This window comes from Rhodobacter sp. JA431, assembly GCF_900217725.1.
Classification (GTDB): Bacteria; Pseudomonadota; Alphaproteobacteria; order Rhodobacterales; family Rhodobacteraceae; genus Rhodobacter; species Rhodobacter aestuarii.
The window spans coordinates 633,509-658,958 of record NZ_OBMP01000002.1 but is presented as its reverse complement, the minus strand read 5'-3'; the positions used below and the strand labels follow the sequence as shown (position 1 = coordinate 658,958).

Below are 25,450 nucleotides of genomic sequence, written 5' to 3'. Positions count from 1 at the left end.
AGAATGCCCTCTTCGCGGGCCACGATGCCGGCGCCGAAAACTGGGCCGTCATCGCCTCGCTGATCGAGACCTGCAAAATGAACGGCGTCGATCCCAACGCATGGCTCTCATCCACGCTTACCGCCATCGTCAAAGGTCACAAGCAAAGCCTGATCGATGATCTGCTCCCGTGGAATTATCCAGCCAACGTGTGATCGGGACACCGCTTACCGAATGGCAAGCCGTAATGGGGAAATCTAGCCATATAATTTTAGCTGTGTTAGCTAACTATTTGCCGCACGAACAGTTGGCCCCAACCCTGCATGAAAGCGGGCGGAGAGATGGACTTTGTGCAACAAATCTGTGCGGTTGGCCGCCACTTTGCCTTAGTCGCGCAAAGCGAGTTCCTGCACCTTCGCCATCGGCTGCCAAAGGTATTCCAACACGGTGCGTTTGCCCGAAAGAATGTCGATTGTGGCGGTCATGCCGGGCAGGAAGGTAACGGGCTTTTCATTGACCAATAGCTCGCCCTCAATCGCCACATCCACCAGATAATAGCTTTGCCCGCCTGCTTGTTCATCGACCATCGCATCGGGGCTGATCCGCGTGAGACGGCCATCGACAGCGCCATATTTGGCTGAATCATAGGCTGAAAAGCGAATCCGCACTTGGTCATCGACACGCAGGCTTGAGATGTCTTTGGGCTCAATGCGCCCTTCCACAATCAGCCCTTCGCCGGTGGGCACCATCTCCAGCAACACATCGCCGCGATTGACGTAGCCGCCGGGTGTGCGGAAGTTGAGCCGGTTCACGATCCCATCCATCGGCGCGGTGACGACGGTGCGGCTTACCCGTTCGCGCAGTTGCGGCAGCGCTTCTTCCAACTCTGACCGCTCGGCCATCACTTTGGTGAGTTCGTCAATCGCCTGAAGCCGATAGCTTTCCCGGGCATGCGCGGTTTCACTGTCGATTTCATTGATGCCGGATTGGGCTTGTGCAATCGCCACTTTCGCGCGGTCATGTTCGCCGCGCGCGCGTTCCAATTCGCGCTGCAATTCCAGCAGCCGCGTCGCAGGGGCAATTTTCTCGCGCACCAGCGGCTCCACCACGGTGATTTCTTCTTCCAAAAGCGCCATCGTGCGCGCCATCGCCTCTACCGTCGCTTCAGCGGATTGGCGGTCTTGCACACGTTGAGCGCGGCGTTGTTCGAGCACTGCGATTTGGCCCGCTAAATCGGTCTGGCGGGCGCGAAACAGGCTTTCTTCGCTTTGTGCGACCTCTGGGGAACGGGCGGCCAGATCCGGGGCGACGCTATAGGCTGTTTCGTTCAGTTCCGCCTTCAGCCGGGCCTCGCGCAGCGACAGCGCCGCCTCGCGTTGGCGCGCTTGGTTGAATTCGCTTTCGGCCTCAACCGGATCAAGCTCAAAGAGCAATTCGCCCTTTTGCACGGCAGAGTTCTCCGTAACATAGCGGCGCAAAATCACCCCGGCTTCTGCGGCCTGCACAAGCTGGTTTTGCGCGGCAGAGACCACGCGGCCCGTGCCCCGGGTGACATTGTCGAGTTCGGCAAATTTGGCCCATGTCAGAAGCGCCACGATCAACACGAGGACCACTGCCAAGATCGCCGAGCCGCCAAAGCCCTCGCGCCCCGCCATTTGCCGCGACAGTGTTTTGAAATCAGCCTGAGACATGGTGCCTCCTAACGCTGCGCGGCGCGCAGCTTATCGGGGGTGGTGTCGGCGATCACCGCCCCCTGATCGATCACCAACACCCGGTCCACCATATCAAAGAGGCTGTTGCGATGCGTCGCGGCCACCACCGTGCGCCCCGCCGCCCAACCGGCCAGCCGCTCCAGAACCACGCTTTCGGTGGCGCGGTCCATCGCGCTCGTGGGCTCATCGAGCAGCAACATATTGGGGTTATGGAGAAGGGCGCGGGCAAGGTTGATGGATTGGCGCTGCCCGCCCGAGAGCCCCTCGCCACGCTCTTTCACCGCCATGTCATATCCCTGCGGATGGCGTCCGACGAAATCATCGACCCCGGCCACTTTGGCGACCTGCAAAAGATGGGCGTCGTCATATTCGTAAAAGCCCATTTGCAGGTTTTCCTTGAGCGTGCCGGAAAAGAGCCAGCTGTCTTGCAGCATCACGCCAAGATTGCGGCGCAGGTCCGACCGGTCGATCTGGCGCAGATCAACGCCATCAATCAAGACAGAGCCCTCTGTCGGCTCCACTAGCCCCGCAAGCAGTCGTAAAAGCGTGGATTTGCCAGAGCCCATGCGGCCCACCAAAGCAAGCTTTTGCCCGGCTGGGATCTTTAGGCTCAGATCGCGCAGGATGGGGGCTTTTGTGCCGGGGAAAGTATAGCTCACCCCACGCAGCTCAATCTCGCCGCGCAAGACCGGGCGGCTGAGCCGGGGGGTGGCCGATGCCTCGGGCGTCTCACTTTCGGCCATGAAGGCCGACAGCGAGCGATAGGCTTGCCGCGCCGCATTGGCGCGCGACAGAGCGGCGGCCAATTGCGAAAGCGGCGCCAAAGCCCGCCCGCCAAGGATCACGGCGGCAATCATCGCCCCCATCGTGATGCTGCCTTCTTGGATCAGGAAAACGCCAAAGAAGATGGTCGCCACCTGCGCGAGTTGCTGGGTCGAGCCCGCCGAGTTGATCGCCAGTTGCGACAGCATCCGGTTGCGAAAGCCCAGATCGGATTGGGCGTCGACCGCTTCTTCAAACCGGCGCCGCATCAGCCGCCCCGAGCCTGTCGCCTGCACCGTTTCCAGCCCGTTGAGCGTTTCGACAAGCACCGCTTGTTTTGACATGGCGCTGGTCATCGTGCCTTCAGAGATGCGCGCCAAGAAAGGTTGCAGCACCAGCCCAACGCCAATGACGACCGGAACGGCGACGAAGTGCACCAGCGCCAAGGGGCCAGCGATCATCCAGATCACCCAGATGAAAAAGAAGATGAAAGGCAGATCGACCACCGCCAAAAGCGTGGCCGAGGTGAAAAACTCGCGCAAAGTGTCGAATTCGCGCACGATACTGGCCATCGCACCCGAGTTGCGCACCCGTGTATCGAGCCGCATCGACAAGATCCGCTCGAAGATTTGCCGTGACACGCTCAGATCGGCGCGCTTGGAGGCATGATCGACAAACTGCCCGCGGAGCGTCTTGATAATAAAGTCAAAAGACAGCGCGATCAGCACGCCGATGGTGAGCGCGATCAGGGATTCTGTGGCGGCATTTGGCACGACCCGGTCATAGACGACCATCGTGAAAAGCGAGACGGAGAGACCAAGGAAGTTGGTCACCATCGCCGCAATGATCACTTGCGCATAAAGCCAGCGGCTTTGTTTGAGCGCGCCCCAAAACCAGTCGCCATTGCGTTGTGGCGAGGCGCTGCCTTTGCGAGACAACAGGAAATAGGGGGAGAGCAGGCTGCGCCAGAGGTCTGCGGGCAGCACCTCTTCGGTGGTTTCTCCCTCGAACCGGATCACGCGCGCGCTGCCATCTTTTTCAATCGACACGATCAGCACCGCATGTTGCGCGGCGTCAAAGCCAATCGCCGGGCAATGACCGGGGCGCAGATCGGCAGGGGGCATTTCGCCAAAGCTTGCGTCGTGGCCCAGATGTGCCAGCGCGGAAACGGCGGCGCGTGGGTCAAACCGCTCGCCCACAAGGTCTGGCAGATCGCGCACTGCACCCTCGGAAAAGGCTTTTCCCGACAGCGCGAGCAGCTTTTGCACGGCCAAGATCAGCGTTTTTTCCGCCATCGGGTCTGAGGTTCCCGCGCTTTGCGCATCTTCCGCAGAGAGGCTGGTCACAGCGGTCATGTGCGGCGCTCCTTCATGCGTGGCGCCAAAGTCATGGGGCGTCCACCCCAACAATCTGCGCCAGATCACCGGTGCCCGCGGCAATCTCGATCTGCGCCAGCGTGAGGGCGGCCTGCGTTGTGATCTTGCGTTCCTCAGTTTGGTAGGCTTCGACCTCGGTCGCGATCAGGGCCCCCAGATCGGATTGCCCGGTGGCGATCTGAGACCGCGCTGTACGTGCCTGTTCGGCCAGCAGCGTGGCCTTTTGCGCCAGAAGGCCCGTTGTGCTGTGCAGGGTTTGCAGTTGCGCAACGGCAGCGCGATGTTCTGCCCGCGCGCTGCGTTGCGCATCGGCCAGGGCCGCTTCGCGCGCGGCGACGGTTTGCGTGCTGGCCTCTAGTTGCGCCTTGCGGCGCCCGCCATCGTGGAAGGTATAGCGCAGCCGGACCCCCGCCATCACATCCGAACTGTCGTCGCTTTGCATGGGCGTGGTCGCGCCCACCTGCAAGCTGACTTCGGGCCGGAACCCGGCTTGGGCTGCCGCGACACCCGCCCGCGCGGCAATCAAGGCTGCGGCGGCGCGTTGCAAAATTGGCGCCTGCCGCCACGCATCTTCGCGCTGGGCTTGGCGCAGTTTTTGTGACGGCAATTGCGCCGCGCCAAGCCGTGCGGGGGCGGCCCCAAAGCGCTGTTCGAACCGGATCCGTGCATCGGTAAGTTCTGCGGCAAGATCGCGGCGCATCAGCTTGACATCAAGCGCTTTTCCCCGCGCAGTATCTAGCGCGCTACGGTCAAACGTCCCGGCACTCGCCAGCCGTTCGATTTGACCGATCATCTCATCCATCTGCGCTGCCCGACGGTCGAGCGCGGCAAGCCGCGACGCCGCCGATTGCCAATCAATCCAAGCGCGCGCGGCCTCTAGTAAAACCGCGTTTTCCTGCACCCGCCGCTCTGCCCGCGCGACAAGGGCTTCGGCGGTGCTGCGATCCACCTGCGCGGTGCTGGCGCCGCCATCGTAAAGCAGTTGCGTCAAGGTCAGATCACCACTCGCCCCAGTGGTCTTGTCGGGGGTGGTGCCGCCATGTTCTTCGATCCGGCCCGCCATTGCCGAGCCCGTAAGTTGCGGGCGCCGCCCACTTTGGGCCACCGCAATTTGCGCCTCTGCCTGTGCTTCGCTGGCCCGCGCGGCACGATAGCCAGGATCGGCCAGCAAGGCATTGCGCAGCGCGGTGGGGAAATCTTGCGCCACCTTGCCCGAAAGTGCGGTGGTCGGCGCGGGCTCTGCAATCCCAGCAGCCAGCCGCATATCTATTTCCGATTGCATCAGTTGCAGCCCGTCGGTCTGCGGCGCACAGGCCGCAAGCACCAGCGCGCCGGTCATCAAGCGTATTGCGCTGTGCATGCCTTACCCTTTCACCGCCGCAGTTTTGGCGACCTCGGCCTTCAGCGCGGCCAGATAGGTTTGCCGGGCGGTCTGGAAGGCAAGCACCTCGCCCTGCAAGCGCCGCAACTGCTTTTCGACGAAATCGAGATTGGCCAGATGCGCCTTGCCCAGATCGCTCAGATCCTCTGAATTGAAATCGAGATCCTCTATCTTGATGCGTGGCATGCGCCCCCTCCCGGAGCTTTAGATGTCATCAAGGAGCCGCGACAGATCGACCCCCGACTGTTGTTTGACCACCTCGGCGCGCAACTCGGCCAGATAGGCGGCGCGCGCCTTCAGCAGCACCTCGCGCATCCGCATCCGCTCATCAAGGTGATGTTGCACCTGAGCAATCTGCTTGGCCAAGGCTTGGCCGCCCGTGCTCAGATGCGCGATTTCGTAGTCCTGCCCCTCAAGCGTGATCTTGTCGCTCATGTCTCGGCACGGCTCCATGCGCGCGTATTGGGGGCGGTACAGGGCATCAAAACACCTTCGCCAGAAGGGCAAGGTTCACGGCCCGGTCGTAGCGGCTTGCGGTGTAATCCAGCCGCAAACGCATTTCGCGCCCATCGCCCAGTTGCGGAACCGCGACCCGCCAACTTGCGGCAAGCCGGGCCTGCGGGAAGGTGCGGGTCAGCGTATCGGTCATGTGCCAGTTGCCCATATCTGTTTTCAGCTTGAGCCGCTGATGCGTCACAAACAGATCGGCCTCCAACTCCATCCAAGGTTTGGGGGCCCAAGTGGCATAGGGACCGACAGACAGATCCCAGCCCGTCAGGCGCGCCTGCGTGGGATCGGTGAAATGCACCGCCCCGACGTAAAACCCTTCCGGATAATTCACCTTGCCAGAAACGCTGTGAAGTTCTCCGGCAAGGCCAAAGCGCATTGCGCCAGTGTCTCGCAAGCCCTGCCGCGCGGCCACAAACAGCGTTGGACGCACGCGGGTATTGCTTGGGGTGCTGCTCTCTGAGCCAGAGGTGGAGAAGCCGAAATCACTGCCCGCGCCCCCAGAGCCAGAGGTCGGAAGGCGGAGGTCAGACGTGGCCCCCAAAAACAGCTCGAAAGCGCCTGCGGGTTTCCCCGCAAGCGCCAGAAGGATTGTGCCAAGAAGGCAGGCGAAATTCAGTCTCATGAAGTGGCAAGCACCTGACTGTCGAGGAACCCACCCGCGAAGCTTGAAAGATCATCCGCTTCCAAGCCCACAAGCGTGATCGCCCAATCTTCACCGGGGTTGCTCAGTTCCGTCACCGGGGTGGTGCCGTCGTCTGCGGTGTATTCGGCGATGAGCTGGCCCGCATCGCCCGGACCGACCTGCGAGTCTTGAACAGCTGCGAAGAAATCAGCGATTTTGTCGACATCCAGCGACAACACGCTATCACCCGCGATGCTGTAGTCGATGCTAAGTGCGAGCGCATTGATGCCATCATCCAAATCGCCAAGATAGTCTTGGATATTCGAGAGGATGTCATGAAGCGCGACATATTCTGCTTCGGTTAGCCAGTTGCCAAAGCCATCGAAACCCCAGCCGTCAATATAACTTGGTTCTCCGCTTAGCTCCGGATCGATTCCGCCTTCCCACGTTTCGCTCCAGCCTAGGATATTGCTCTCTTCATCAATCCAATAATAACCGGAAGAGGGACCGTCTCCGTACTCGTAATACGTTGAGGTAAAATGATAAAAGATAGAGAGTTCCTCGTAAGTCTCCGTGTAGTTAACAGTCGTACCTCCGATCTGTTGCTGGCCCGGGTTCCATTCTCCTGATTCCACATAGAACCCGGCCATGGCGGCATCGATGAAGGCTTCGGCGCCACCTGCGGCGTCAATCATGCCCTCGATCAAGCCGGGCAGGCCATCGACCGCAATCGTGAAGATATGATCGCCCAGCGTGTATGTCAGGCTCTGTGCCGTATCGGTGCTGTCAAGGCTGACGGTGGCAAGGGTTGTGTCCTGTGCCATCATCGAAATGCCGGTCATGTCGATCAGGTCATTGAGCCCAGAGAGCAGGGTCAAGGCCCCGTCCAGATCGGTTGCGGAGGGGTCCAACGCAACGGTTTCGACCGTTTCCCAAAGCGCAATATAATCAACGATCTGGTTGCCGAAGCTGCCGTTGAGCACCAGCGTATCCATTTGGCCCGTGGTCACGCCTTCAATGGAGAACTCCATCCCATTGGCGGTATTGGACAGTGAGGCCAGAAGATCGCCATTTGAATCCTTGATCTCCATGGACACAAAGCCACCCGAAATCGTCAGATCATTGAAGTCACCGCTCGCACTAAAGTTTTGAATGGTGGTGACCAGGCTTTCAACGGAATCGGGGCTGAAATTGGCGAAGTTGAAGGCGACGGAATTGCCCGAAAAATCGCTTGTGACCGTAATCCCGTTAGAGGACACGGTGGGCGACAAATAGGCCAAACTGGTGCTGAAGACGTCATCAAGCACCATGCCCCACGCCGGGTGATCTGCAAAAAACTCGGCGGTCGCCGCTTCAACAGTTGAGAGAGCCGCCTCATAACTTGCGCCCGCCGTTGCGAAAAGCGCAGTATCCACCGTCAGATGCACCAGCGGATCGACATTGGTGAGGCTCACCGTCACATCCTGACTGTCGCTCAGACCCGCATCATCGGTGGCCACAACGGTAAAGCTGTAGTCCGATTTGGCTTCATAATCCGGATAGGGCGCCTTTCCGCTAAACTCGATATCGCCGGTGTCTTGATCAATATGGAAATATTTGGCATCCGCCCCTTCAAGGGAAAGGGTGACGGTATCACCGGCATCCTCATCGCTCGCCTGCGCGTTGAAAACGATGCTATTGTCTCCGAGATTCTCAGATAGCGTCGCGCTCGTGGCCGACAGGGTCAATGTGGGCGCTTCGTTGATGTCGGTGATATCGACCGTGATATCGCGCGTAACCGTGTTCTGGCCATCATAAACGGCAACGGTCATGCTGTAGCTGTCTTTTGCCTCGTAATTGGGCGAGGTTTTGAAGCTGATCGCGCCCGTCTCGGCGTTAATCGTGAAGGCATCTGCGTCACCGCCAGAGGTGAGCGCATAGGCCAGCGTGGTCCCTGTATCTTCATCCGTGGCGGTCGCATTCACCAGCAACAGATTGGTGGTGTTTTCCGCGACCGAGAGCGCGCTTTCCCAAGCGCCAAACACCGGGGCTTCATTGATATCCGTAATGGAAACGCTCACGGCTTGGTCGATCGTACCACCGTTTCCATCGCTGGCGGTCACCGTGAAGCTGTAGCTCGCCTGTTCTTCATAGTTGGGCGTATCTTTGAAGCTGATTGCGCCTGTCGCCGCATCAATGGTGAAGGCCGTATCATCGGCGCCCGAAAGCGCATAGCTGAGCGTATCGCCATCTTCATCGCTGGCTTGTGCCGTGACCAAGGCCAGATCGGCGATGTTTTCATCAACGGTCAGGTTGCTTTGCCATTGCTCCATCACGGGGGCATCATTGGCATCTGTCACCGAAACGGTGATCTCTTGCGTCTCGGTGGCAGTGCCGTCTGTGACTTCGACTTGGATTTTGTAGGTTTTTTGCGTTTCGTAATCGGGGGAGCCGTTGAAGCGGAGCACACCGGTCGCGGCATCAATGGTGAAAGCATCCGCGTCACCGCCCGAGGTGAGCGCATAATTCAGCGTATCGCCATCTTGGTCGCGCGCCGTGACCGTAACGACTTCTGCGTCAACGGTATTTTCGGCGATTTCGGGGCTGCTATCGAATTTGCCAAAGCGCGGCGCGTCATTGGCGTCGGTGATCGTCACGGTCACTTGGCGCGCGGTGCTTTCCAGACCATCATCGGCGGTAACGGTGAAGCGGAAGCTCGCCTTTTCTTCGAAATCCGGTTGGTCGAGGAAGGTCACTTCGCCGGAGGCTTCATCAATGAAGAATTTATCCGCATCGGGGCCCGTTAAGCCGTAGGTGATCGTATCACCATCGGCATCTGTCGCGGCGGCGGTCAAAACGACAAGCGTGCTGGTATCTTCCGAGACCGTCACCTGACCGCTCCAATCGGTCATTTCGGGGGCGGCGTTGGTGGCAATGTCTTGCACCATGGCGGCGGCAACCCCATCATCCCCAAGAGGGATATTCCCTGAGCCGGATTGATTTGCTTCAGCCAAAGCTGCGGCTTTGGCTTGTTCAATCAACTCAACAACCAGTTGATAGGCTGGGACCATCTCGCCATCACCCAAATCTGTGACGGCCGCAATTTGCATCAAGACTTCTTCGAGGGCATTGATCAGGTCAGCTTGCAACCCCGAAAGAACTTGGTGTGTTACGCCACCTTCGGCTTCTTGCACCACTTCCTTGGCGAGCAGATCGTCAATCACCTGATCGATCATCGCGCCGATCGAGCCAAAATCGTCGTCCAATCGACCGGCCACGACTTCTTGCACAAGGTCATATGCGGTTTCGCCTTCAAGGCCTGCGGCTTCCAGTACGGCGGTCAAGGTATCAACAATCGCCATGATCTGTTGGGCGCGGCCTTCCGCCACCAACGCGAGGGTGGGGTCGGTTCCGTCCGCATAGGGGTTGAAGGTCGTCGGATCGAATTCCCCTGCCTCAAGCCCCAAAAGCGTGCCCAAAGCGTCTGCGGACCAGCCCTCTTCTTGCATCATCGTGGTATAAGCGCTGATGACGGTCGAGCCAGCCGGCGCGGTAAAGGTCTCGCCCTCGCCGTACACACGGCCCGAGGTGGTATCGACCGCCCCTTCCAGATTGGCGATGATGGGGGCGTCGGGGTCGATGTCGCCATCGGCCAGCAGGAAGCTCCCGTCGGAGCCGGTGATGCCATAGGCTTCACCTTCGTCGAAGACACCGTTGTCGTTGTTATCCGAGAATACAAAGGCCCCTTCCACCGGGCCCTTGACAACAACGCCGCTGGTTCCGTTGGCCGAAGACCCGGAGCCGCCGCTGCCTCCGCCTTGACAAGCGGCCAAGGCGAGCACCGAAACCGTCGCCATGCCGCCTTGGGCCAGTCGACGTTGCGCCTTGAAAGGGGTGGGGCGGGCGCGCAGCGCGGACCCGTCTGTTTTGGCTGCAACGATCGGTTCGATCGAAGAGAAAAGCGCGGACTGATCCGCAGCCACGGTTATGCGGTCAAAAGTGACGGTGTCTTTCATCGAACGAGTAGCCCCTAATAAACTTAGGGCAGCAAAAGGCCGCCCTTAGATACTGGTCAAATTCTGCACCTCGCGCGGCGCGCCACTCGAATTCTTTCGACAGCCGGAAATCGGCCTAATAGCAATTGTCGCGCACCGCCGCCCCTCCCGAGCCGCCAAAGGTTTACGCAAAATCAACCATCAACATAATTGTGAGGGTTCTTGATTCCTGTCAATTACTGAAAACCTTAGTTTATGGGCCTTTTCTGCCCGCCTGCCGCCCATTGGTTGAGCGGCTGTTCTCTGGCAAGCGCTAAGGCGGAATCGCTTGGCAGTGCTTGCGCGCCTGTCCGTCCATTCCCCAACGGGGGAATTGTGGGAATGGCTTTGAAACGCCACGCTAGGCCCGTCGCACCGACGCCAAGGGGCCGCAATGGGGAGGTTGCCTGCTTTTGTGGGCCATAAACCCGTTACAGATTCGCGGTAAACCTTTGCTTAATATTTGGAGCGCTCGGGATTTTCCTTCGCTCTAGCACCGCTTCTAACGCGCACCCGCTGGCTTGCGTAAATCAAACATATTGCGAGGGATAACATGGTTCGTTCCGTCACGCAGGTTTTCATCAACGAAATCCATTACGACAATTTGGCAGGTGACGAGAACGAGTTCGTCGAGATTGCTGGTCCGGCTGGGACCGACCTCACAGGTTGGTCGCTGGTTCTGTATAATGGCAATAACGCCAGCAGTGGGGCGGCTTACGTTACGATTGCACTGTCCGGTAGTCTTGCCGATGAGGGCGCTGGCTATGGCACCCGGTCTTTTGCCGCGTCAGGGCTGCAAAACGGTCCTCGCGATGCGATTGCCTTGGTCAATGCCTTGGGCGAAGTGGTTCAGTTCCTCAGCTATGAAGGTGAAATGACCGCAGCAGATGGCCCGGCAGCGGGGCTGACCTCGACCGATATTGGCGTTGCGGAAACGGGCAACACGCCTTTGGGGCAGTCCTTGCAGCTTACGGGCACAGGGGCGGTCTATGAAGATTTCAGCTGGACCGCGCCAGCGGTGAACTCTGCGGGAACGATCAATGCCGGGCAGAGTTTCGTGGGCGGCGCCATGACGCCGGTATTTTCAATCGCCGATGCGCAGGTGACAGAGGGCGATGCGGGCACCGTCGAGATGGTCTTTACCGTCACGCGCAGCGATGCCACGGGCGGTGCAACGGTCGATTGGGCGAGTGCCGATGGCACCGCGCTCGCGGGCGAGGATTATGTTGCCGCTGCGGGCACGGTTAGCTTTGCCGATGGGGAGGCCGAACAGCAGCTTCGTGTCATCGTCACTGGCGACACGGTGCGGGAGGCGCATGAAACCCTCACCGTCACCCTGTCAAATCCGTCGGCGGGCTTTGGCATTTCGGTGGCGACCGCGACGGGGACGATCTTGAATGATGAGATCACCCTGATCTCTGAAATTCAGGGCACGCCGACGACGCAGGGCACGAACCTTGTGAGCGGCAATGACAATGGCGATGCCAGCCCCTTGCTGGGGCCGACTGTCACTATTGAAGCGATTGTGGTGGGGGATTTCCAAAACGGCGATGCCGACACGGCGCGCAATCTGGGCGGCTTTTACCTGCAAGAAGAAGATACCGATGCCGATGGCAATGCGCTGAGTTCGGAAGGGATTTTCGTCTACGACTGCAGCTTTGGCACTGATGTGCAAATTGGCGACAAAGTGCGCGTCACCGGTGTTGTGGGGGAATATTTCGGCCAGACCCAGATTGGTTCGGTCAGTTCGGTGCAGGTACTTTCCTCGGGCAATACGCTGCCCACAGCGGCGGTGATTACGCTTGGTGGCGATGTGAGCTTGGCCCAAGATGGGGGCTATCAGGCCGATCTGGAGGCCTATGAAGGGATGCGCGTCACCGTGGCCAACACGCTGACGATTACCGAGCAATATAACCTCGACCGTTTCAATGAGATGACCCTGTTTGACACCAACGGGTTTGAACAGACCGGGCCGGGGGGCACGACCTTGGTGGGCGCGCGGCCGTTCCAATATACCCAATTCAATGACCCCGATGCGGCGGGCTATGATGCCTATCTGGCCGCGGTCGCTGCACGCCAGATCGTTTATGATGATGGGCTGAACGCGCAAAACCAAGCCATTGACCTGCTCGATGGGCTGCAAGGCTATTCGGCGGCCACCGCGCCGTCGATGGGGGATACGATCACCGATTTGAGCGGGGTGCTCGATTATCAATGGGCGGGTAATTCTGCCTCTAGTGCGACATGGCGCATCCGTTCCACCGAAGATGGCGAGAACACCTTCGAAGATACCAATGCCCGCCCTGATGCGGTGGCGAGTGTTGCGGGTGATATCAAAGTTGCCAGCTTCAACGTGCTGAATTTCTTCACCTCGATTGATGGCAGCGGCGTTGAAGGCGTGGGGGAGACGCTCGACCAGCAGGCCCGTGGCGCCGACAGCACCGAAGAATATGACCGCCAGTTGCAGAAATTGGTTTCGGCAATTTCGGGGCTTGGGGTTGATATCATTGGCCTATTGGAGTTGGAAAACGACTTCTTTGATAGCGGCTTGGCACCGGCTGATGGCATGGCGCAAGGGGATCGGGGCATTGCCATTGCCGCGCTGGTGGCCGCACTGAATGCCGCAGAAGGCAGCGAGGTTTGGGGATGGGTTGATCCCGGCCAAGAGTTCGCCGGGGATGATGCCATCGCGGCTGGGATGATCTACCGCACTGACAAAGTGATGTTGGCTGCGGGCACCACCACCGCGATCTTGACCGATGCCGAGGTCGATCCGGGACTGATCGGCCAAAGCACGGTTGGCGGTATCTTTAATGGCGACAGCACCTCGCGCGCGCCGATTGCCGCGACCTTCGCGACGCTGGAGGGCGAGGCGGAAATGACTGTTGTCGTGAACCACTTCAAATCGAAGGGGGGCAGTGGCATGGGGGCGGATGCCGATGCGGGCGATGGCGCGGGCGCGTTTAACAATCAGCGCCTGCTGGCGGCGCAGGCGCTTGATGCTTGGCTCGACACCAACCCGACCGGTTCGGCGACCGAAAACCTGCTGCTTTTGGGGGATTTCAACGCCTATGCCTCGGAAGATCCGATTGCCTATCTGACTGGCGACGCGGGCTTTGTGAACGTTGTCGCGGAATTTGTGGAGGCGGGCTATTCCTACCTCTTTGATGCGATGCTTGGCACGCTTGATTACGCGCTGGCCTCGGTCTCTCTCTTCAATGCCATTGTCGGTGCGGCGGAATGGAACATCAACGCCGATGAGGCCGACGCGCTTGATTACAACCTCGATTATGGCCGCGACGGCAGCTATTTCGATGGCACCGATCCTTATCGTGCCTCGGACCATGATCCGCTGATCCTTGGCATCGCGCTGCCCGAGAGCCCGCTTGAGGTCACGACTTATGCCGGGCCAAGCTACACGGGCGAGATTGCCGCGACCGGTGCGCTCAATGCGACCCATCTGGCGTCGCTCACCCTGAACGGGGCCGAGATTGCGGCCTTTACCGCCAATACGCTGATCGTCTCTTCGGGGAACGGGCTGCAATTGGTCGATATCACCGATATCGCCGATCCTGCGACCCCGGCCCCTGTGATGTCGATTGATCTCGTGACCGATTTTGGCCTGACGTCGAATGATGTTTCCTCGGTTGCGGCGCATGGTTCGCTGATCGCTGTGGCGGTCATCAGCGCCGATCCGACCGCGCCGGGGCAAGTGGCGATCCTCAATATCGAGACCAACGCGCTTGGGATCTACACCACCGGCTCGCATCCCGATGCGGTGACCTTCTCGCCCGATGGCACCAAAGTCCTTGTGGCGAACGAGGGCGAACCGGTTGATATCGACACGTTCAACCCCAAAGGGGGCGTGACGGTGATCGACATTTCCGCCGGGGCAGATGCCGGTGTGGCCACGCAGGTCGATTTCACCGCCTTTGACGGCCAAGAAGATGCCCTGCGCGAAGCGGGTGTTCGGATCTTTGAAGGCCAAAGCGTTTCGGATGATGTGGAGCCCGAATATATCGCCGTGTCGAAAGACGGGCTGACGGCGATGGTCACGCTGCAAGAAGCCAATGCGATTGCGGTGCTGGATCTGACCACCAACACTTTCACCCAGATCATTCCGCTCGGCGGCAAAGATTTCTCGGGCTTGCTCGCCGATTTCTCGGATAAAGACGGCGGGATCAATCTGACCACGGGCAACCCGGTGATCGGCCAGTTCATGCCCGATGCGATTGCCTCTTATCTCGGGCTGGATGGCAAGACCTATTACGTGATCGCCAATGAGGGCGATGATCGCGATGATTTCGTGTCCGTGGATAGCGCGCGGCTGAAAGACCTCGACCTCGATGATGCCACTTATCCCGATGAAGCCGCGCTTTTGGCGGATGAGGCGCTGGGCCGGCTCAATGTCTCGTCCTCTGGGCTGCTCAACGGCGACACCGATGGCGATGGTGATATCGACCAAATCCTGACCTATGGTGCGCGGTCCTTCTCGATCCTTGATGAAACCGGCGCGATGATCTTTGACTCGGGCGATGCGATTGAACGCATCATCGCCGAGCAATTCCCGGGGCTTTGGGATGATGGCCGCTCGGATAACAAGGGCGCCGAGCCCGAGGGCGTGACCATCGGCGTGATTGGCACCCAGACCTATGCCTTTGTCGGGCTGGAACGCGCAAACACTACGCTGATCTTTGATGTCACCGATCCGGCAGATGTCAGCTTTGTCACGGCCGCAGGCACTGTGGGGGACACCAGCCCAGAAGGGACGCTCTTTATTCCGGCGGTGGAAAGCCCGACCGGCACCGCGCTTTACGTGGCCAGCAACGAAGGTTCCGGCACGATTGGGATTTATCAGATCGAGGAAAACACTGCGCAAACGGCGACCTTGCACGTCAGCGAGGTGTGGGTGGGCCAAGAAGGCGAGGATCTGACCGCTGATTGGTTTGAAATCGTCAATTCCAGCGACATTGCCTATGACGCGGCGACGATGGGCTCGCTCTATTACGATGACGACAGCGCCGATCCTGCGGCGGCAGATATGGTGGAAGGTCTTTCCACCTTGGCGCCGGGGGAAAAGGCAATTGTGGTGATCGGCACCGAGGCTGACGCGCTGCATTTCGCGCAGGTTTGGGGCAATAGTATCGACCTTAGCGCAGTGCAAATCGTTTGGACCGATGGGGCTGGCCTTGGCCAAAACGGCGATACCGTCACCTTGTGGATGGGCAACCCGCAGCAATCTGGCACGCTGATTGAAAGCGTGGTTGTTCCGGGGCCGGTGGTCAGTGGCGCGTCCTATGATGTGTTGCTGGGGGCAGAAAGCACTGTGGGCAATGCGTCGGGGGCTGTGGCGACAGACCGGACGGCGGGCACAGATGGCACCGAGCCTGCGGTGGGCTCGCCCGGTCATATTGTGGGGGAGGCGGCGCCGCCCGCGCAAAACTTCACCCTCGAACTGCTGCATTTCTCGGACCAAGAAGCCTCGACTTCGGCGCTTGCGGATGCGCCGCGGCTTTCGGCGGTTCTCAATGCGCTCAAAGCGCAAGACTTGGGCAATGACGGTGTGGCCGACAACACGCTGGTGCTTTCGTCGGGGGATGCCTATCTCGGGTCGCCCTTCTACACCGCCTCGGCCAATGTCTTTGGCTCAAACGGGATCGCCGACATCTTGATCCAAAACGAGTTGGGTGTGCAGGCGATGAGCCTTGGCAACCACGAGTTTGACTTCGGCACCGCCAATCTGGCGGGTCTGATCTCTGGCTCGGCTAGCGGCACCGATCTGGATGGCAATGACTTCACCGGCGCGGCCTATCCCTATCTTTCGACCAACCTCGATTTTTCGACCGATGCAAACCTTGCGCCCCTTGAAGTGGCGGGCGGTCAGGCACCGCAAGCGGGCACGGTGACCTCCTCGGTGGTGCTCACCGTCGATAGTGCGCAAACCGGCACCACGGAATTGATCGGTGTTGTCGGGGTGACCACGCCGACCCTGGGGCGGATTTCCTCGCCCGGCGGGGTGGGTATTTCGCCGGACAGCTTTGATAACCAACCGACGCCCGCGCAATTGGACGCGCTTGCCGCCGAAATTCAGGCGGAGGTCGACACGCTGCTGGCGGCAAACACCTCGATGAACAAGGTGATCTTGCTCGCCCATATGCAGATGATCGGCATTGAAGAGGCGCTGGCGACCCGGCTCTCGGGGGTGGATGTGATTGTTGCGGGGGGCTCGAACACACGGCTCTTCGACGATGATGACCGGATGCGCGATGGCGATACCGATCAGGGTCAATATCCGTTCTTCACCACCGATGCCGATGGCAACCCGATTGCGGTGGTCAACACCGATGGCAGCTACAAATATGTTGGCCGCCTTGTGGTCGATTTCGACGAAAACGGTCACATCATCACCGACAGCTATGATGAAACCGTCTCGGGGGCCTATGCCACCGATGCGCAAGGCGTGACCGATCTTGGTGCCGAAGCGCTGGTTGACCCCGAAGTGCAGAAGATCGTTGATCTGATCGAGGCGGAGATCGTCTCGACCCAGTCGAATATCTTTGGCTACTCGAATGTCTTCCTTAACGGCAACCGCACCGGCGCGGATACCGCGACCGACACCGATGGCGTGCGCAGCCAAGAAACCAACCTTGGGGATTTGACCGCGAAAGCGAACCTTGCCTATGCGCAGGGCTTTGACGACACGGTGATGGTCTCGATCAAGAACGGGGGCGGCATCCGCGCCTCAATTGGGGAGGTGGTGGTGCCGCCGGGCGGCACCGAAGCGGAACGCTATGCCAATGCCGAGATGGTCGATAGCGCAGGCAATGTGATCAAACCCGCAGGTGCGATCAGCCAGACCGACATTGCCGCAACGCTCGCCTTCAACAACGGTTTGTCGCTTGTCACGCTGAGCGCCTCTGAACTGGTCGCAGTGCTCGAACATGCGGCGGCCAATGCGGGGGGCGGTGGCTTTGGCCAGTTTGCCGGGGTTTCCTTCAGCTTCGATCCGAGCTTGGATGCCGGTGCCCGCATCACCCAAGCCGATATTGTCGATGAAAACGGCGCATCGCTCATTGCGCTGGTGCGTAACGGTGTGATGGTGGCCGACCCGGCGCTGACGGTGCGCGCGGTGGCGCTCAACTTCATGGTTGAGGGCGGCGACGGCTATCCACTCAATGCGCTTGCCGATGCGCAACGGGTGAACCTTTACGATCTTGATGGCGACATGATTGCCGATGGCACGCGCGATGGCGCAGCGACTTTCGCCGATACCGGCACCGAGCAAGATGCCTTCGCCGAATATCTGGCCGCCCATCACGGAACGGCGGAAACCGCCTATGATGTTGCCGATGTCGGGCGGAGCAGCGATCTGGGGATCACCAATCTGGCTTATGCGCGCCAAGATGTGCGGTTTGATACGGCAGACAGAGATTGGGCGCAGATCACCCGCACCTATGACGGCAATGATGTGTTGCGCGAAGAGGTGCGGGACTATGACAATGGGGATCTGTCGACGCGGATCTTTGATGAAACGGGCACCCTGAGCGTCACGCGCCGCGTATATAACGATCCGGCCAGCCCGCTGGCGTCTTCGGTCAATACCTACAATACGGAGGGGGAACGCGACAGTCGCACGATCAGCTATGAGAGCGGCGTTGAGGTGGTGACCACCTATGTCGATGGTGTTCGGGTCGCCCAGACGAACACCGACACGCTGGATACGCAAAGCTACGACCGGGTCGAGACCACCTATGATATGGAGGGTCGCATCACTTCGCAGTTGGCGGTTTATGACACCGGGGTCGAGGTCGAGACGCAGTATATCGACGGGGTGCGGGCCTCTCGGACGACCACCGACACGCTAGATACGCAAAGCTACGACCGGATCGAGATCAGCTATGACGACGAGGGCCGCATCGCCTCGCAGATGACCATCTACGACACCGGGGTTGAGGTGGAGGCGCTCTATGTTGATGGGGTGATCAGCACCAAATCGACCGTCGATGTGTTGGATACGCAAAGCTATGCGCGGATCGATTACAGCTATGACACGATGGGCACGCCCACCCAGACACGCATCCTTTATGATGACGGCCGGGTTACCGAGAAGGTCTTCATCGACGGGCAACTTGATCAGACACAGACCATCGCCACGAATGGGTCGATGACCGTGCGGGGCAGCGCTTTGGATAACGTGATCACGGGCGATGTGGGCAATGATACGCTGAGCGGCGGGGCAGGGGCGGATACCTTTGTCTTCACTGGCAGCTTTGGGCATGACCGGATCAACGATTTCAATGCGGGCGAAGGCGATCTTCTCGATATGTCCGGCCTTGGGATCAGAAGCTTGGCCGCGCTTCAGGCTGCAGCGACGCTCAACGAACTGGGCGCTCACCTTGAGATTGATTTCGGGGCCGATACGATCTTGATGCGGAACTTCGGCTTGGCCGATCTGGACGACACTGTCTTCGTCTAAACTCACACGCCTAAACGCATCGCAGTGAAAAGCCCGCCGAAAGGCGGGCTTTTTATCTCTGCGGCTGGCGCTGGGCTAACCGATCTCTTCGGTGCGTCTTGCGGCAATCAATACGACCAGCGGCAAAAGCGTTGTCAGGCAGATCGTGACAAAGGCCATCGCCATGCCAAGCCCGACCGAACCTTGGTCGAATTGACGCCAGATAAACGTGGCAATGGTCTGATGCCCAACCGGCAGGATGAGCAAAGATGCCACCAGCTCGCGCGCGGCAACCACGAAGACGAGCAGCATTGCGACCAGCAGATGCGGCCCGATCAGCGGTAGCAGGATGCGCCGCGCCATGGTCAGTTCTGACGCGCCCGAGACCCGTGCCGCCGCGTCCAGAGAGGGGGCAATCTGTTGCAATGCGGCAGTGGTGTACCGCACCGGTTGGGGCAGTAGTAACAACACATAGGCCAGCACCAGAATGGAAAGCGTGTTGTAGGGGGTGATGGGCCACCACGGTTGGTTCCAAAGCAAAATCATCCCAAGCGCCACCACAACGCCGGGTGCGGCATTGGGCAGGGCGGCCAGCAAATCCACATAGAATCGCCCGCGCGCGCGGGTGCGCAGCACTACAAAAGCGGCAAAGGCGCCAAGCAATCCGGTGAGGAGCGCCGCCACCAGCCCAAGACCAAGGCTCGTGAGCAGCGCACTGCGCGCCGTGGTGCTGGTGGCCAAAACGGCGGTGAAGTTTTGCAGCCCTAGGTTTTCTGGCGCGAGCCCGCCAGAAATGGTTTTGGCCAGTGCGGTTGCCAAAACCGCCAGCAAGGGAATGCCGGTGGAAACCAGCGCCACCGCGCCAAAGAGCAAAAGCGCAGGCAACGTGGCGCGTCCAAGCGGGCGGCGGTCAGCTTGTAGCGGGCGCGATCCGGTGGTTTCAAATCCGCCGCGCGCAAGCAAGCGCCGCTGCGCCAGATAGGCTGCAGTCGCCATCCCCACCAGCACCAGCGCCAAGGTCGAGGCGCCGGGCAGATCGACTGGCCAATCTCCGATTGCCTCGTCAATCCCCGTCACCAAAACGCGAAAGCCGATCCGGGTGCCAAGCACGGCGGGCGTGCCATATTCCTCAATCGCCATGGCGAAGACGAGGATCAAACTGGCCGCCAAACCCGGCAGAGCCAGCGGTAGGGTAACGCGCGAAAAGGCCCGCAAAGGGCCTGCGCCAAAGACCCGGCTGACATCTGCAAAGCGCCCGCCAATCGCGGCAAAACTGCGTGACAATGCGAAGTAAACGACGGGAAAACAATGCAAAGCCAAAATGATGACGATGCCCGGCACCGAGAATAAGAGCCCGGCGATGTTTTGCCCCGTGAGTTGTTCAAGATAACCGCGCGGTTGCCCCGTCATCACCCAGCCCAGCGTCGCGATATAGGGCGGGATCATGAAGGGCACGAGAAAGATCACATCCCAAAGCGCCGCGCCGGGCAGCCGATAAAGCGCGCGGATTGCAGCCAGAGGAACCGCGATCAGCGCCGAGACAATCACGGTCCCCACGCCCATGATCAGCGTGTTAAGCGTGGCGCGCGGGAGCCGCCCGGCGCTCAGCACATCTGCCATGGCACTGAAAGGGGCGGCCAGTGAGCCCGCCCCGATCTTTGGAAAAATCGCCTGTAGCGCGATGAAGAGAAAGGGGGCGGCCACGATCACGGTGAGCAAAACTGCGGCCAGCGCGGTCAAAAGCCCCTGTGGCGCGCCTCCCTGTCTGCGCATCAGTTGCCGAAGCTCTTGGCAAAAGCGTCAAGCGTTTCGGCGCGCGCACCATAAGCAGCTTCGGCATCAAAATCGAGCAGCGTAAGCTCGTTGATGCGCGGGCGTTTCGCCTCGATATCGGTGCGGGCAGGCATCAGGAAGGTGGCCGCGACCATCGCTTGGCCCTCTTCCGAGAGCATGTAATCAATGAATTGCTTGGCTTCTTCGGGCTGAGGCGAGCTTTGCAAAATCATCGCGGGGCGCGGCGCAACCACCGTGCCCGAGGTCGGGAAGATCTCTTCAACAGTTTCGCCCTTCGCGGCGGCCGCCATCGAGATGTAATCGACCGCGCCGAAAACCGCGCCTTTGGCCCCTTGCAGCACCGGGTTGAGCGCATCGGCATTGGCCCCGGCCACAATCGCGCCATTGGCCGCCAACGCGTCAAAGATTTGCGCGCCAATCACGCCATCGAGCGCCGAAACCAGCTCAAACATCGAGCCCGATTTCGCGGGATCGGGCAGGGTCACCATGTCTTTGTATTCCGCCGTGGTCAAATCCGCCCAATCGGTGGGTTTGGGCAGGCCCGAGGTCGGATTCCATGCAATCGCCAGCGCCGAAATGCCCTGCGCCACGGCGTAGTCGGTTTTGAGGAAGTCGGGCACCATCTCGGCATTGGGGCTGGTGTAGGCCAGCAATTTGCCATCGGCCGCCATCGAGGTGGCGGTGCCCCAACTGGCCGAAATCACCACATCGGCGACCGGGTTTGCCGCTTCGGCCTCTAGCCGCGCCATCACCTTGCCGGTCGTGGCTTGGAACACATCGACCTTGATCCCAGTTTCTGCGGTGAACCCGGTCGAGAGCTTTTCGATCAGGCTCGCGGGGCCAGCCGAATAAACGGTGATATCGGCGAAGGCCGCTTGGGCGCAAAGGCCCGTGCTCAGCGCCACGGTGGCAAGCAGCAATTTCTTCATGGGGACGTCCTTTTTGACGGGGAAGAGGGGAACCAGCGCAGGCTCCCGTGCGAGATCTGCAAGCCGAGCACCGCGCCCGGTGTGGGGCGGTGCGGCAGCAGGAGTTGAATGTCATGCCCGCCGTCGAGCGCGAGCGTGGCCCAATGCCCGTCACCGCGAAAAAGCGTACGGGTGACCGTGGCCGTCAGCATGCCCGCGCCGGGCTCGGTCACGCTTAGCGCGCGGCTGGGCAGAAGGACGGTATCGGTCTTTTCCGGCGCGGCCTCTGGCGGAGCCAAAAACGCGCCGCCGCGCAAATACCAGCCCTGCGCCCCGCGCTGCACGGGCAACAAGGCGCCAAGGCGTAAGAACCGTGCAATCGAGACAGAGGCAGGGTCGGCGACCAGATCCTCGGGCGCCGCGATTTGTGCGATCTGGCCCGCTTCCATCACCGCCACCTCATGGGCGAGCGAAAACGCCTCGGAATGGTCATGGGTGACGTAAAGCGCGGTCAGGCCCAATTCCTCGACCAGCCCGGCAATCTCGCCCACCATGGTTTCGCGCAATTCGCGATCAAGGTTGGAGAGCGGCTCGTCAAACAGCACAAGCGCGGGTTCGGCCACAATCGCGCGGGCAATCGCCACGCGCTGCTGCTGACCGCCTGAAAGCTCTGAGGGGCGGCGCTCGGCAAAAGCGGCAAGGCCGACCCGGTCCAGCGCCCGCGCGACCCGTTTGGCGCGTTCGGGCGCAGGCATGCGGCGCATCTCTAACGGAAATCCGACATTGCCTGCCACGTTCATATGCGGCCACAGGGCGTAATCTTGAAACACCATGCCAAGCCCGCGCGCTTCGGGCGGCAGCGCTTGGCCCGCTGCGGCGACAAGTTTGCCCGCAAGGTGGATGGTGCCCGCATCGGGGACCAAAAGACCTGCCACAAGGCGCAAGAGCGTGGTTTTGCCGGAGCCAGAGGGCCCCAAAAGCGCCAAAACCCGCCCGGGAGCAAGTTTGAGGTCGATGTCCCGCAAAATCGGGGTGCCGCCCAACCGCAACGAAAGACCCGCCATCTCGAAAGCGGCGGGGGTGTCGACAACAGCGGTCGAAAGCGGGGGTTGCGGGGTCAAATCCATCACCGCAAAAAGTTAACGCCGCGCCATGACAGTTCCGTGACGGCGCATTGTCACAAAAGCTTCGCGGGGCAAAACTATCAGCAGCCCCATGGCTGCTCTATCGTTTCAAAACCTAAGCCGAAGCTTCGGCGATATTCGTGCCCTTGATGGCGTCAGCGCCGACATTCCTGAGGGCAGCTTTCTGGCTTTGCTCGGGCCTTCTGGCTGCGGCAAGACCACGCTTTTGCGCTTGATCGCGGGGCTTGATCGACCCGATGGCGGCAGTTTGCACATCGGAGAAACTTTGGTGGCCGGGCCAGAGCAGTTCATTGGGCCGGAAGCGCGTGGGCTTGGGATGGTGTTTCAATCCTATGCGCTTTGGCCGCATATGACGGTTGCGGGCAATGTGGCTTTTGGGTTGAACCGGCTTGGGCGCGCGGATCGTGCCACGCGGGTGGAGCGCGCGCTGCACACGGTTGGGCTGTCCGATATGGCGGGACGGCGCCCGCATGAGCTTTCGGGCGGGCAGCGGCAGCGCGTAGCCTTGGCGCGGGCTTTGGCGGCGCGCCCGCGCGTTTTGTTGCTTGATGAGCCACTTGCCAATCTAGATGCTCATTTGCGCCAGCAAATGTTGGCGGAGTTTCGCCGTATTCATGCCGAGACCGGCTGCACGATGGTGTTTGTCACCCATGACCAGAGCGAGGCGATGGCGGTGGCCGATTTGATCGGGGTAATGGATCGCGGGCAATTGATGCAGCTTGGTACGCCGCAAGACCTGTTCCAGCGCCCCGCGAATGAAATGGTCGCGCGGTTTGTGGGCCATGGACGCACGTTGCCGGTGACGGTGGTGTTGCGCGGCACGCGGCGGTGTCGCTTCATGATCGGGGGATGTACTTTCACCTTGCCCGGAATTGCGCCACCCGGCCCGGCGTGGCTTTGCCTGCATCCGTCCGATTTGACGCTCAGCACCAATAAATCCGGGCTTGTGGCGCGGGTTACCGATTTGCGTTTTGAAGACGGGTATCAGGTCGCGCATCTTTGGCTTGAGGATTTGCCCGAGGCCGCGCCTTTGGTCTTGCGGCTCGACCATCCCCTTGTGCTTGGGGCCGAGGTGCGGGTTACGGTGCGCGGCGGTTGGGTTTTACCGCGTGCGGAAGTCTCTACGCCTTCGTTTCAAACGGTGCCCGCATGAACCGACTAACGGCACTCGGTGGGTTTGATGCCAAGGGGCCGGCCTGCTTCCTGTTGGAAATGGGCGGGGCGCGGTTGCTTTTGGATCTTGGCATCGGCCCCGATCATGATGCGCGCCCCGCGATTCCGCTTGAAGGCGTAGGGCGCGTAGATGCCGTGCTGATCTCGCATGGCCATGCCGATCATGTCGGCTCGCTCGATTGGTTGGGTCGGCTTGGCGATCCCCCCGTTTATGCCACGGCACCTGTGCGCGTGCTGACGCGTGATCCGGTGCTGGCCTGGGCCAATCCGTTGCGCGCATTGCAAGACATTGCGGGTCTTGCGGTTGAGATCGGTCCCGCAGGCCATGCCCCCGGTGCGGTCTGGATGCGGATCGGCGGGGCAGGGGGACTGCTTTACAGCGGTGATCTTTGTGCCGAAGGCGGGCTTTTTGCGGCCGCCCCGCTGCCGCGCGCGCGGGCGGCAGTGTTTGATTGTTCCTATGGTGCGGAACCCGCGCAGCTTGCAGACCAACGTGCCGCAGTTTTGTCGGCCATCGCGGCGGGGCCATGTCTTTTGCCCGCGCCAACCGCTGGACGAGGGCTAGAGATCGCGCTTGCTTGCCTTGAAGCCGGGCATGCGGTGGCTTTGTGCCCCGAGACATGGCGGGTGGCAGACCTTGTGGCGCAAAACCCCGACTGGCTCGCCCGCAATGGGGCCAATGCTCTGAACCGGCTTTTGCAACAGGCGCGGCGTTTAGAACCCGCAGCCCCGCTGCGTGGGGTGATGGTGGCTGGAGGGCCTAATTGCAACGCGGGTCTTGCGGCAACACTTGGCCCGCGCGCGTTGCAAGAAGGCGTTGCGGTGATCTTTACCGGCCATCTCGCGCAGGGGGCACCGGCTGCGGCTTGGGTGGCAGAGGGGCGCGCGCAACGGTTGCGCTGGAACGTGCATCCAAACCTTGCCACCTTGCGCAAGATGCTGGCTGAGGTGATGCCCGAAACGGTATTGCCCGCCTTTGCCCCCGCCGCTTTGCGCGCAGATTTGGCTGCTGCGCTGCCGGCCCCGTGGGCGCAGAGCGGAAGCCTGACATGGTAGCCCTGCCGCCTGGCGCCTTTTGGCTGATGCGCCACGGCGAAACTGCGGCCAATGCGCAAGACATCATTTGCGGTCAGACCGATTTGCCGCTGAGCGCGCGCGGGCGCGCGCAAGCTGATCAGGCCGCAGCCTTTTTGGCGGATTTGCCGTTGGCCCGTATCGTCACCTCGTCGCTGCTGCGTGCGCGCCAAACCGCTCAGGCTTTGGCGGCGCGCTGTGGGCTGGTGCCTGAGGTTATCGAAGATTTGGCGGAGCGCAATTGGGGCGCGCTTGAGGGGCAACCACGCAGCGCCTTGCGGCGCGAGGAAACCCCGCCGGGCGGCGAAGCTCCCGCAGCGTTTCGCGCCCGCATTCGTGCAGGATTTGCCCAGATCGACCGTTCCAAGCCGGTGCTGATCGTTGCGCATTCGGGCACGGCGCGCGAAATTCATGCGCTTTTATCTCAGGCCCCGCATCGCCGCCTTTGGAATGCCGAAACAGTCCTTTGGCAGCCAGATAGAGAAGTTTTGCCAAATACTTGGCACTGTCACGATTGTTTCAAACCGGCGGGCTAGGAGGGGGTAA

At 60.6% G+C, this 25,450-nt stretch carries 15 protein-coding genes; 5 read left to right on the top strand and 10 right to left on the bottom strand.

What is annotated here, in order from left to right:
- Window positions 1–194, top strand: a 194-nt coding sequence (locus CRO18_RS06810) for a transposase domain-containing protein (protein WP_143128607.1), incomplete at its 5' end; no start/stop codon positions are given.
- A 171-nt stretch (window positions 195–365) separates the two neighbouring features.
- Here the strand turns inward: CRO18_RS06810 and CRO18_RS06805 are convergent.
- From CRO18_RS06805 to CRO18_RS06775, 7 genes are read right to left on the bottom strand one after another with little or no spacing between them, the layout of a single operon-like run.
- A complete protein-coding gene (locus tag CRO18_RS06805; RefSeq protein ID WP_097081538.1) occupies window positions 366–1,670 on the bottom strand; it encodes an HlyD family type I secretion periplasmic adaptor subunit in 1,305 nt (434 codons plus the stop codon).
- Window positions 1,671–1,678: 8 nt separating this feature from the next.
- On the bottom strand, window positions 1,679–3,808 hold the full coding sequence (locus CRO18_RS06800; protein ID WP_097081537.1) for a type I secretion system permease/ATPase: 2,130 nt from the start codon (window positions 3,806–3,808) through the stop codon (window positions 1,679–1,681).
- A gap of 31 nt (window positions 3,809–3,839) precedes the next feature.
- Complete coding sequence (locus CRO18_RS06795; protein ID WP_212710064.1) at window positions 3,840–5,168, bottom strand: TolC family protein; 1,329 nt, start codon at window positions 5,166–5,168, stop codon at window positions 3,840–3,842.
- Window positions 5,169–5,192: 24 nt separating this feature from the next.
- The gene (locus tag CRO18_RS06790) at window positions 5,193–5,396 is read right to left on the bottom strand and encodes a DUF6447 family protein (protein WP_076483072.1); all 204 of its coding nucleotides are present in this window, start codon (window positions 5,394–5,396) and stop codon (window positions 5,193–5,195) included.
- Between the two features lie 18 nt (window positions 5,397–5,414).
- On the bottom strand, window positions 5,415–5,645 hold the full coding sequence (locus tag CRO18_RS06785; RefSeq protein WP_097081535.1) for a hypothetical protein: 231 nt from the start codon (window positions 5,643–5,645) through the stop codon (window positions 5,415–5,417).
- A gap of 46 nt (window positions 5,646–5,691) precedes the next feature.
- Window positions 5,692–6,342: a hypothetical protein gene (locus tag CRO18_RS06780; protein ID WP_097081534.1), complete on the bottom strand. Its 651-nt coding sequence runs from the start codon at window positions 6,340–6,342 to the stop codon at window positions 5,692–5,694.
- Entirely contained in the window at window positions 6,339–10,337 is a 3,999-nt protein-coding gene (locus CRO18_RS06775; protein WP_097081533.1) for a cadherin repeat domain-containing protein, read from the bottom strand. Before CRO18_RS06775 ends, CRO18_RS06780 begins: the two co-directional genes overlap by 4 nt.
- A 571-nt stretch (window positions 10,338–10,908) precedes the next feature.
- On the opposite strand from CRO18_RS06775, the gene CRO18_RS06770 reads away from it, so the two are divergent.
- Window positions 10,909–18,831, top strand: a complete 7,923-nt coding sequence (locus CRO18_RS06770; protein WP_097081532.1) for an ExeM/NucH family extracellular endonuclease — start codon at window positions 10,909–10,911, stop codon at window positions 18,829–18,831.
- A 75-nt stretch (window positions 18,832–18,906) separates the two neighbouring features.
- Here the strand turns inward: CRO18_RS06770 and CRO18_RS06765 are convergent, their stop codons facing one another.
- Genes CRO18_RS06765 through CRO18_RS06755 form a run of 3 tightly spaced genes read right to left on the bottom strand, consistent with a single transcriptional unit; the run spans window position 18,907 to window position 22,633 of the window.
- Window positions 18,907–20,583, bottom strand: a complete 1,677-nt coding sequence (locus CRO18_RS06765; RefSeq protein ID WP_097081531.1) for an iron ABC transporter permease — start codon at window positions 20,581–20,583, stop codon at window positions 18,907–18,909.
- On the bottom strand, window positions 20,583–21,533 hold the full coding sequence (locus CRO18_RS06760) for an ABC transporter substrate-binding protein (protein ID WP_097081530.1): 951 nt from the start codon (window positions 21,531–21,533) through the stop codon (window positions 20,583–20,585). The genes CRO18_RS06765 and CRO18_RS06760 overlap by 1 nt, the downstream gene beginning before the upstream one ends.
- Window positions 21,530–22,633 (bottom strand): ABC transporter ATP-binding protein, encoded by a 1,104-nt coding sequence (locus CRO18_RS06755; RefSeq protein WP_212710063.1) that lies wholly within the window; start codon window positions 22,631–22,633, stop codon window positions 21,530–21,532. Before CRO18_RS06755 ends, CRO18_RS06760 begins: the two co-directional genes overlap by 4 nt.
- A 94-nt stretch (window positions 22,634–22,727) precedes the next feature.
- Here CRO18_RS06755 and CRO18_RS06750 point away from each other — a divergent pair, with 94 nt between their 5' ends.
- Genes CRO18_RS06750 through CRO18_RS06740 form a run of 3 tightly spaced genes read left to right on the top strand, consistent with a single transcriptional unit; the run spans window position 22,728 to window position 25,440 of the window.
- Complete coding sequence (locus CRO18_RS06750; RefSeq protein ID WP_097081528.1) at window positions 22,728–23,810, top strand: ABC transporter ATP-binding protein; 1,083 nt, start codon at window positions 22,728–22,730, stop codon at window positions 23,808–23,810.
- Window positions 23,807–24,886, top strand: coding sequence for an MBL fold metallo-hydrolase (locus CRO18_RS06745; protein WP_097081527.1), 1,080 nt, complete (start codon window positions 23,807–23,809; stop codon window positions 24,884–24,886). The genes CRO18_RS06750 and CRO18_RS06745 overlap by 4 nt, the downstream gene beginning before the upstream one ends.
- Complete coding sequence (locus CRO18_RS06740; RefSeq protein ID WP_097081526.1) at window positions 24,880–25,440, top strand: histidine phosphatase family protein; 561 nt, start codon at window positions 24,880–24,882, stop codon at window positions 25,438–25,440. Before CRO18_RS06745 ends, CRO18_RS06740 begins: the two co-directional genes overlap by 7 nt.
- Window positions 25,441–25,450 lie beyond the last annotated feature (10 nt).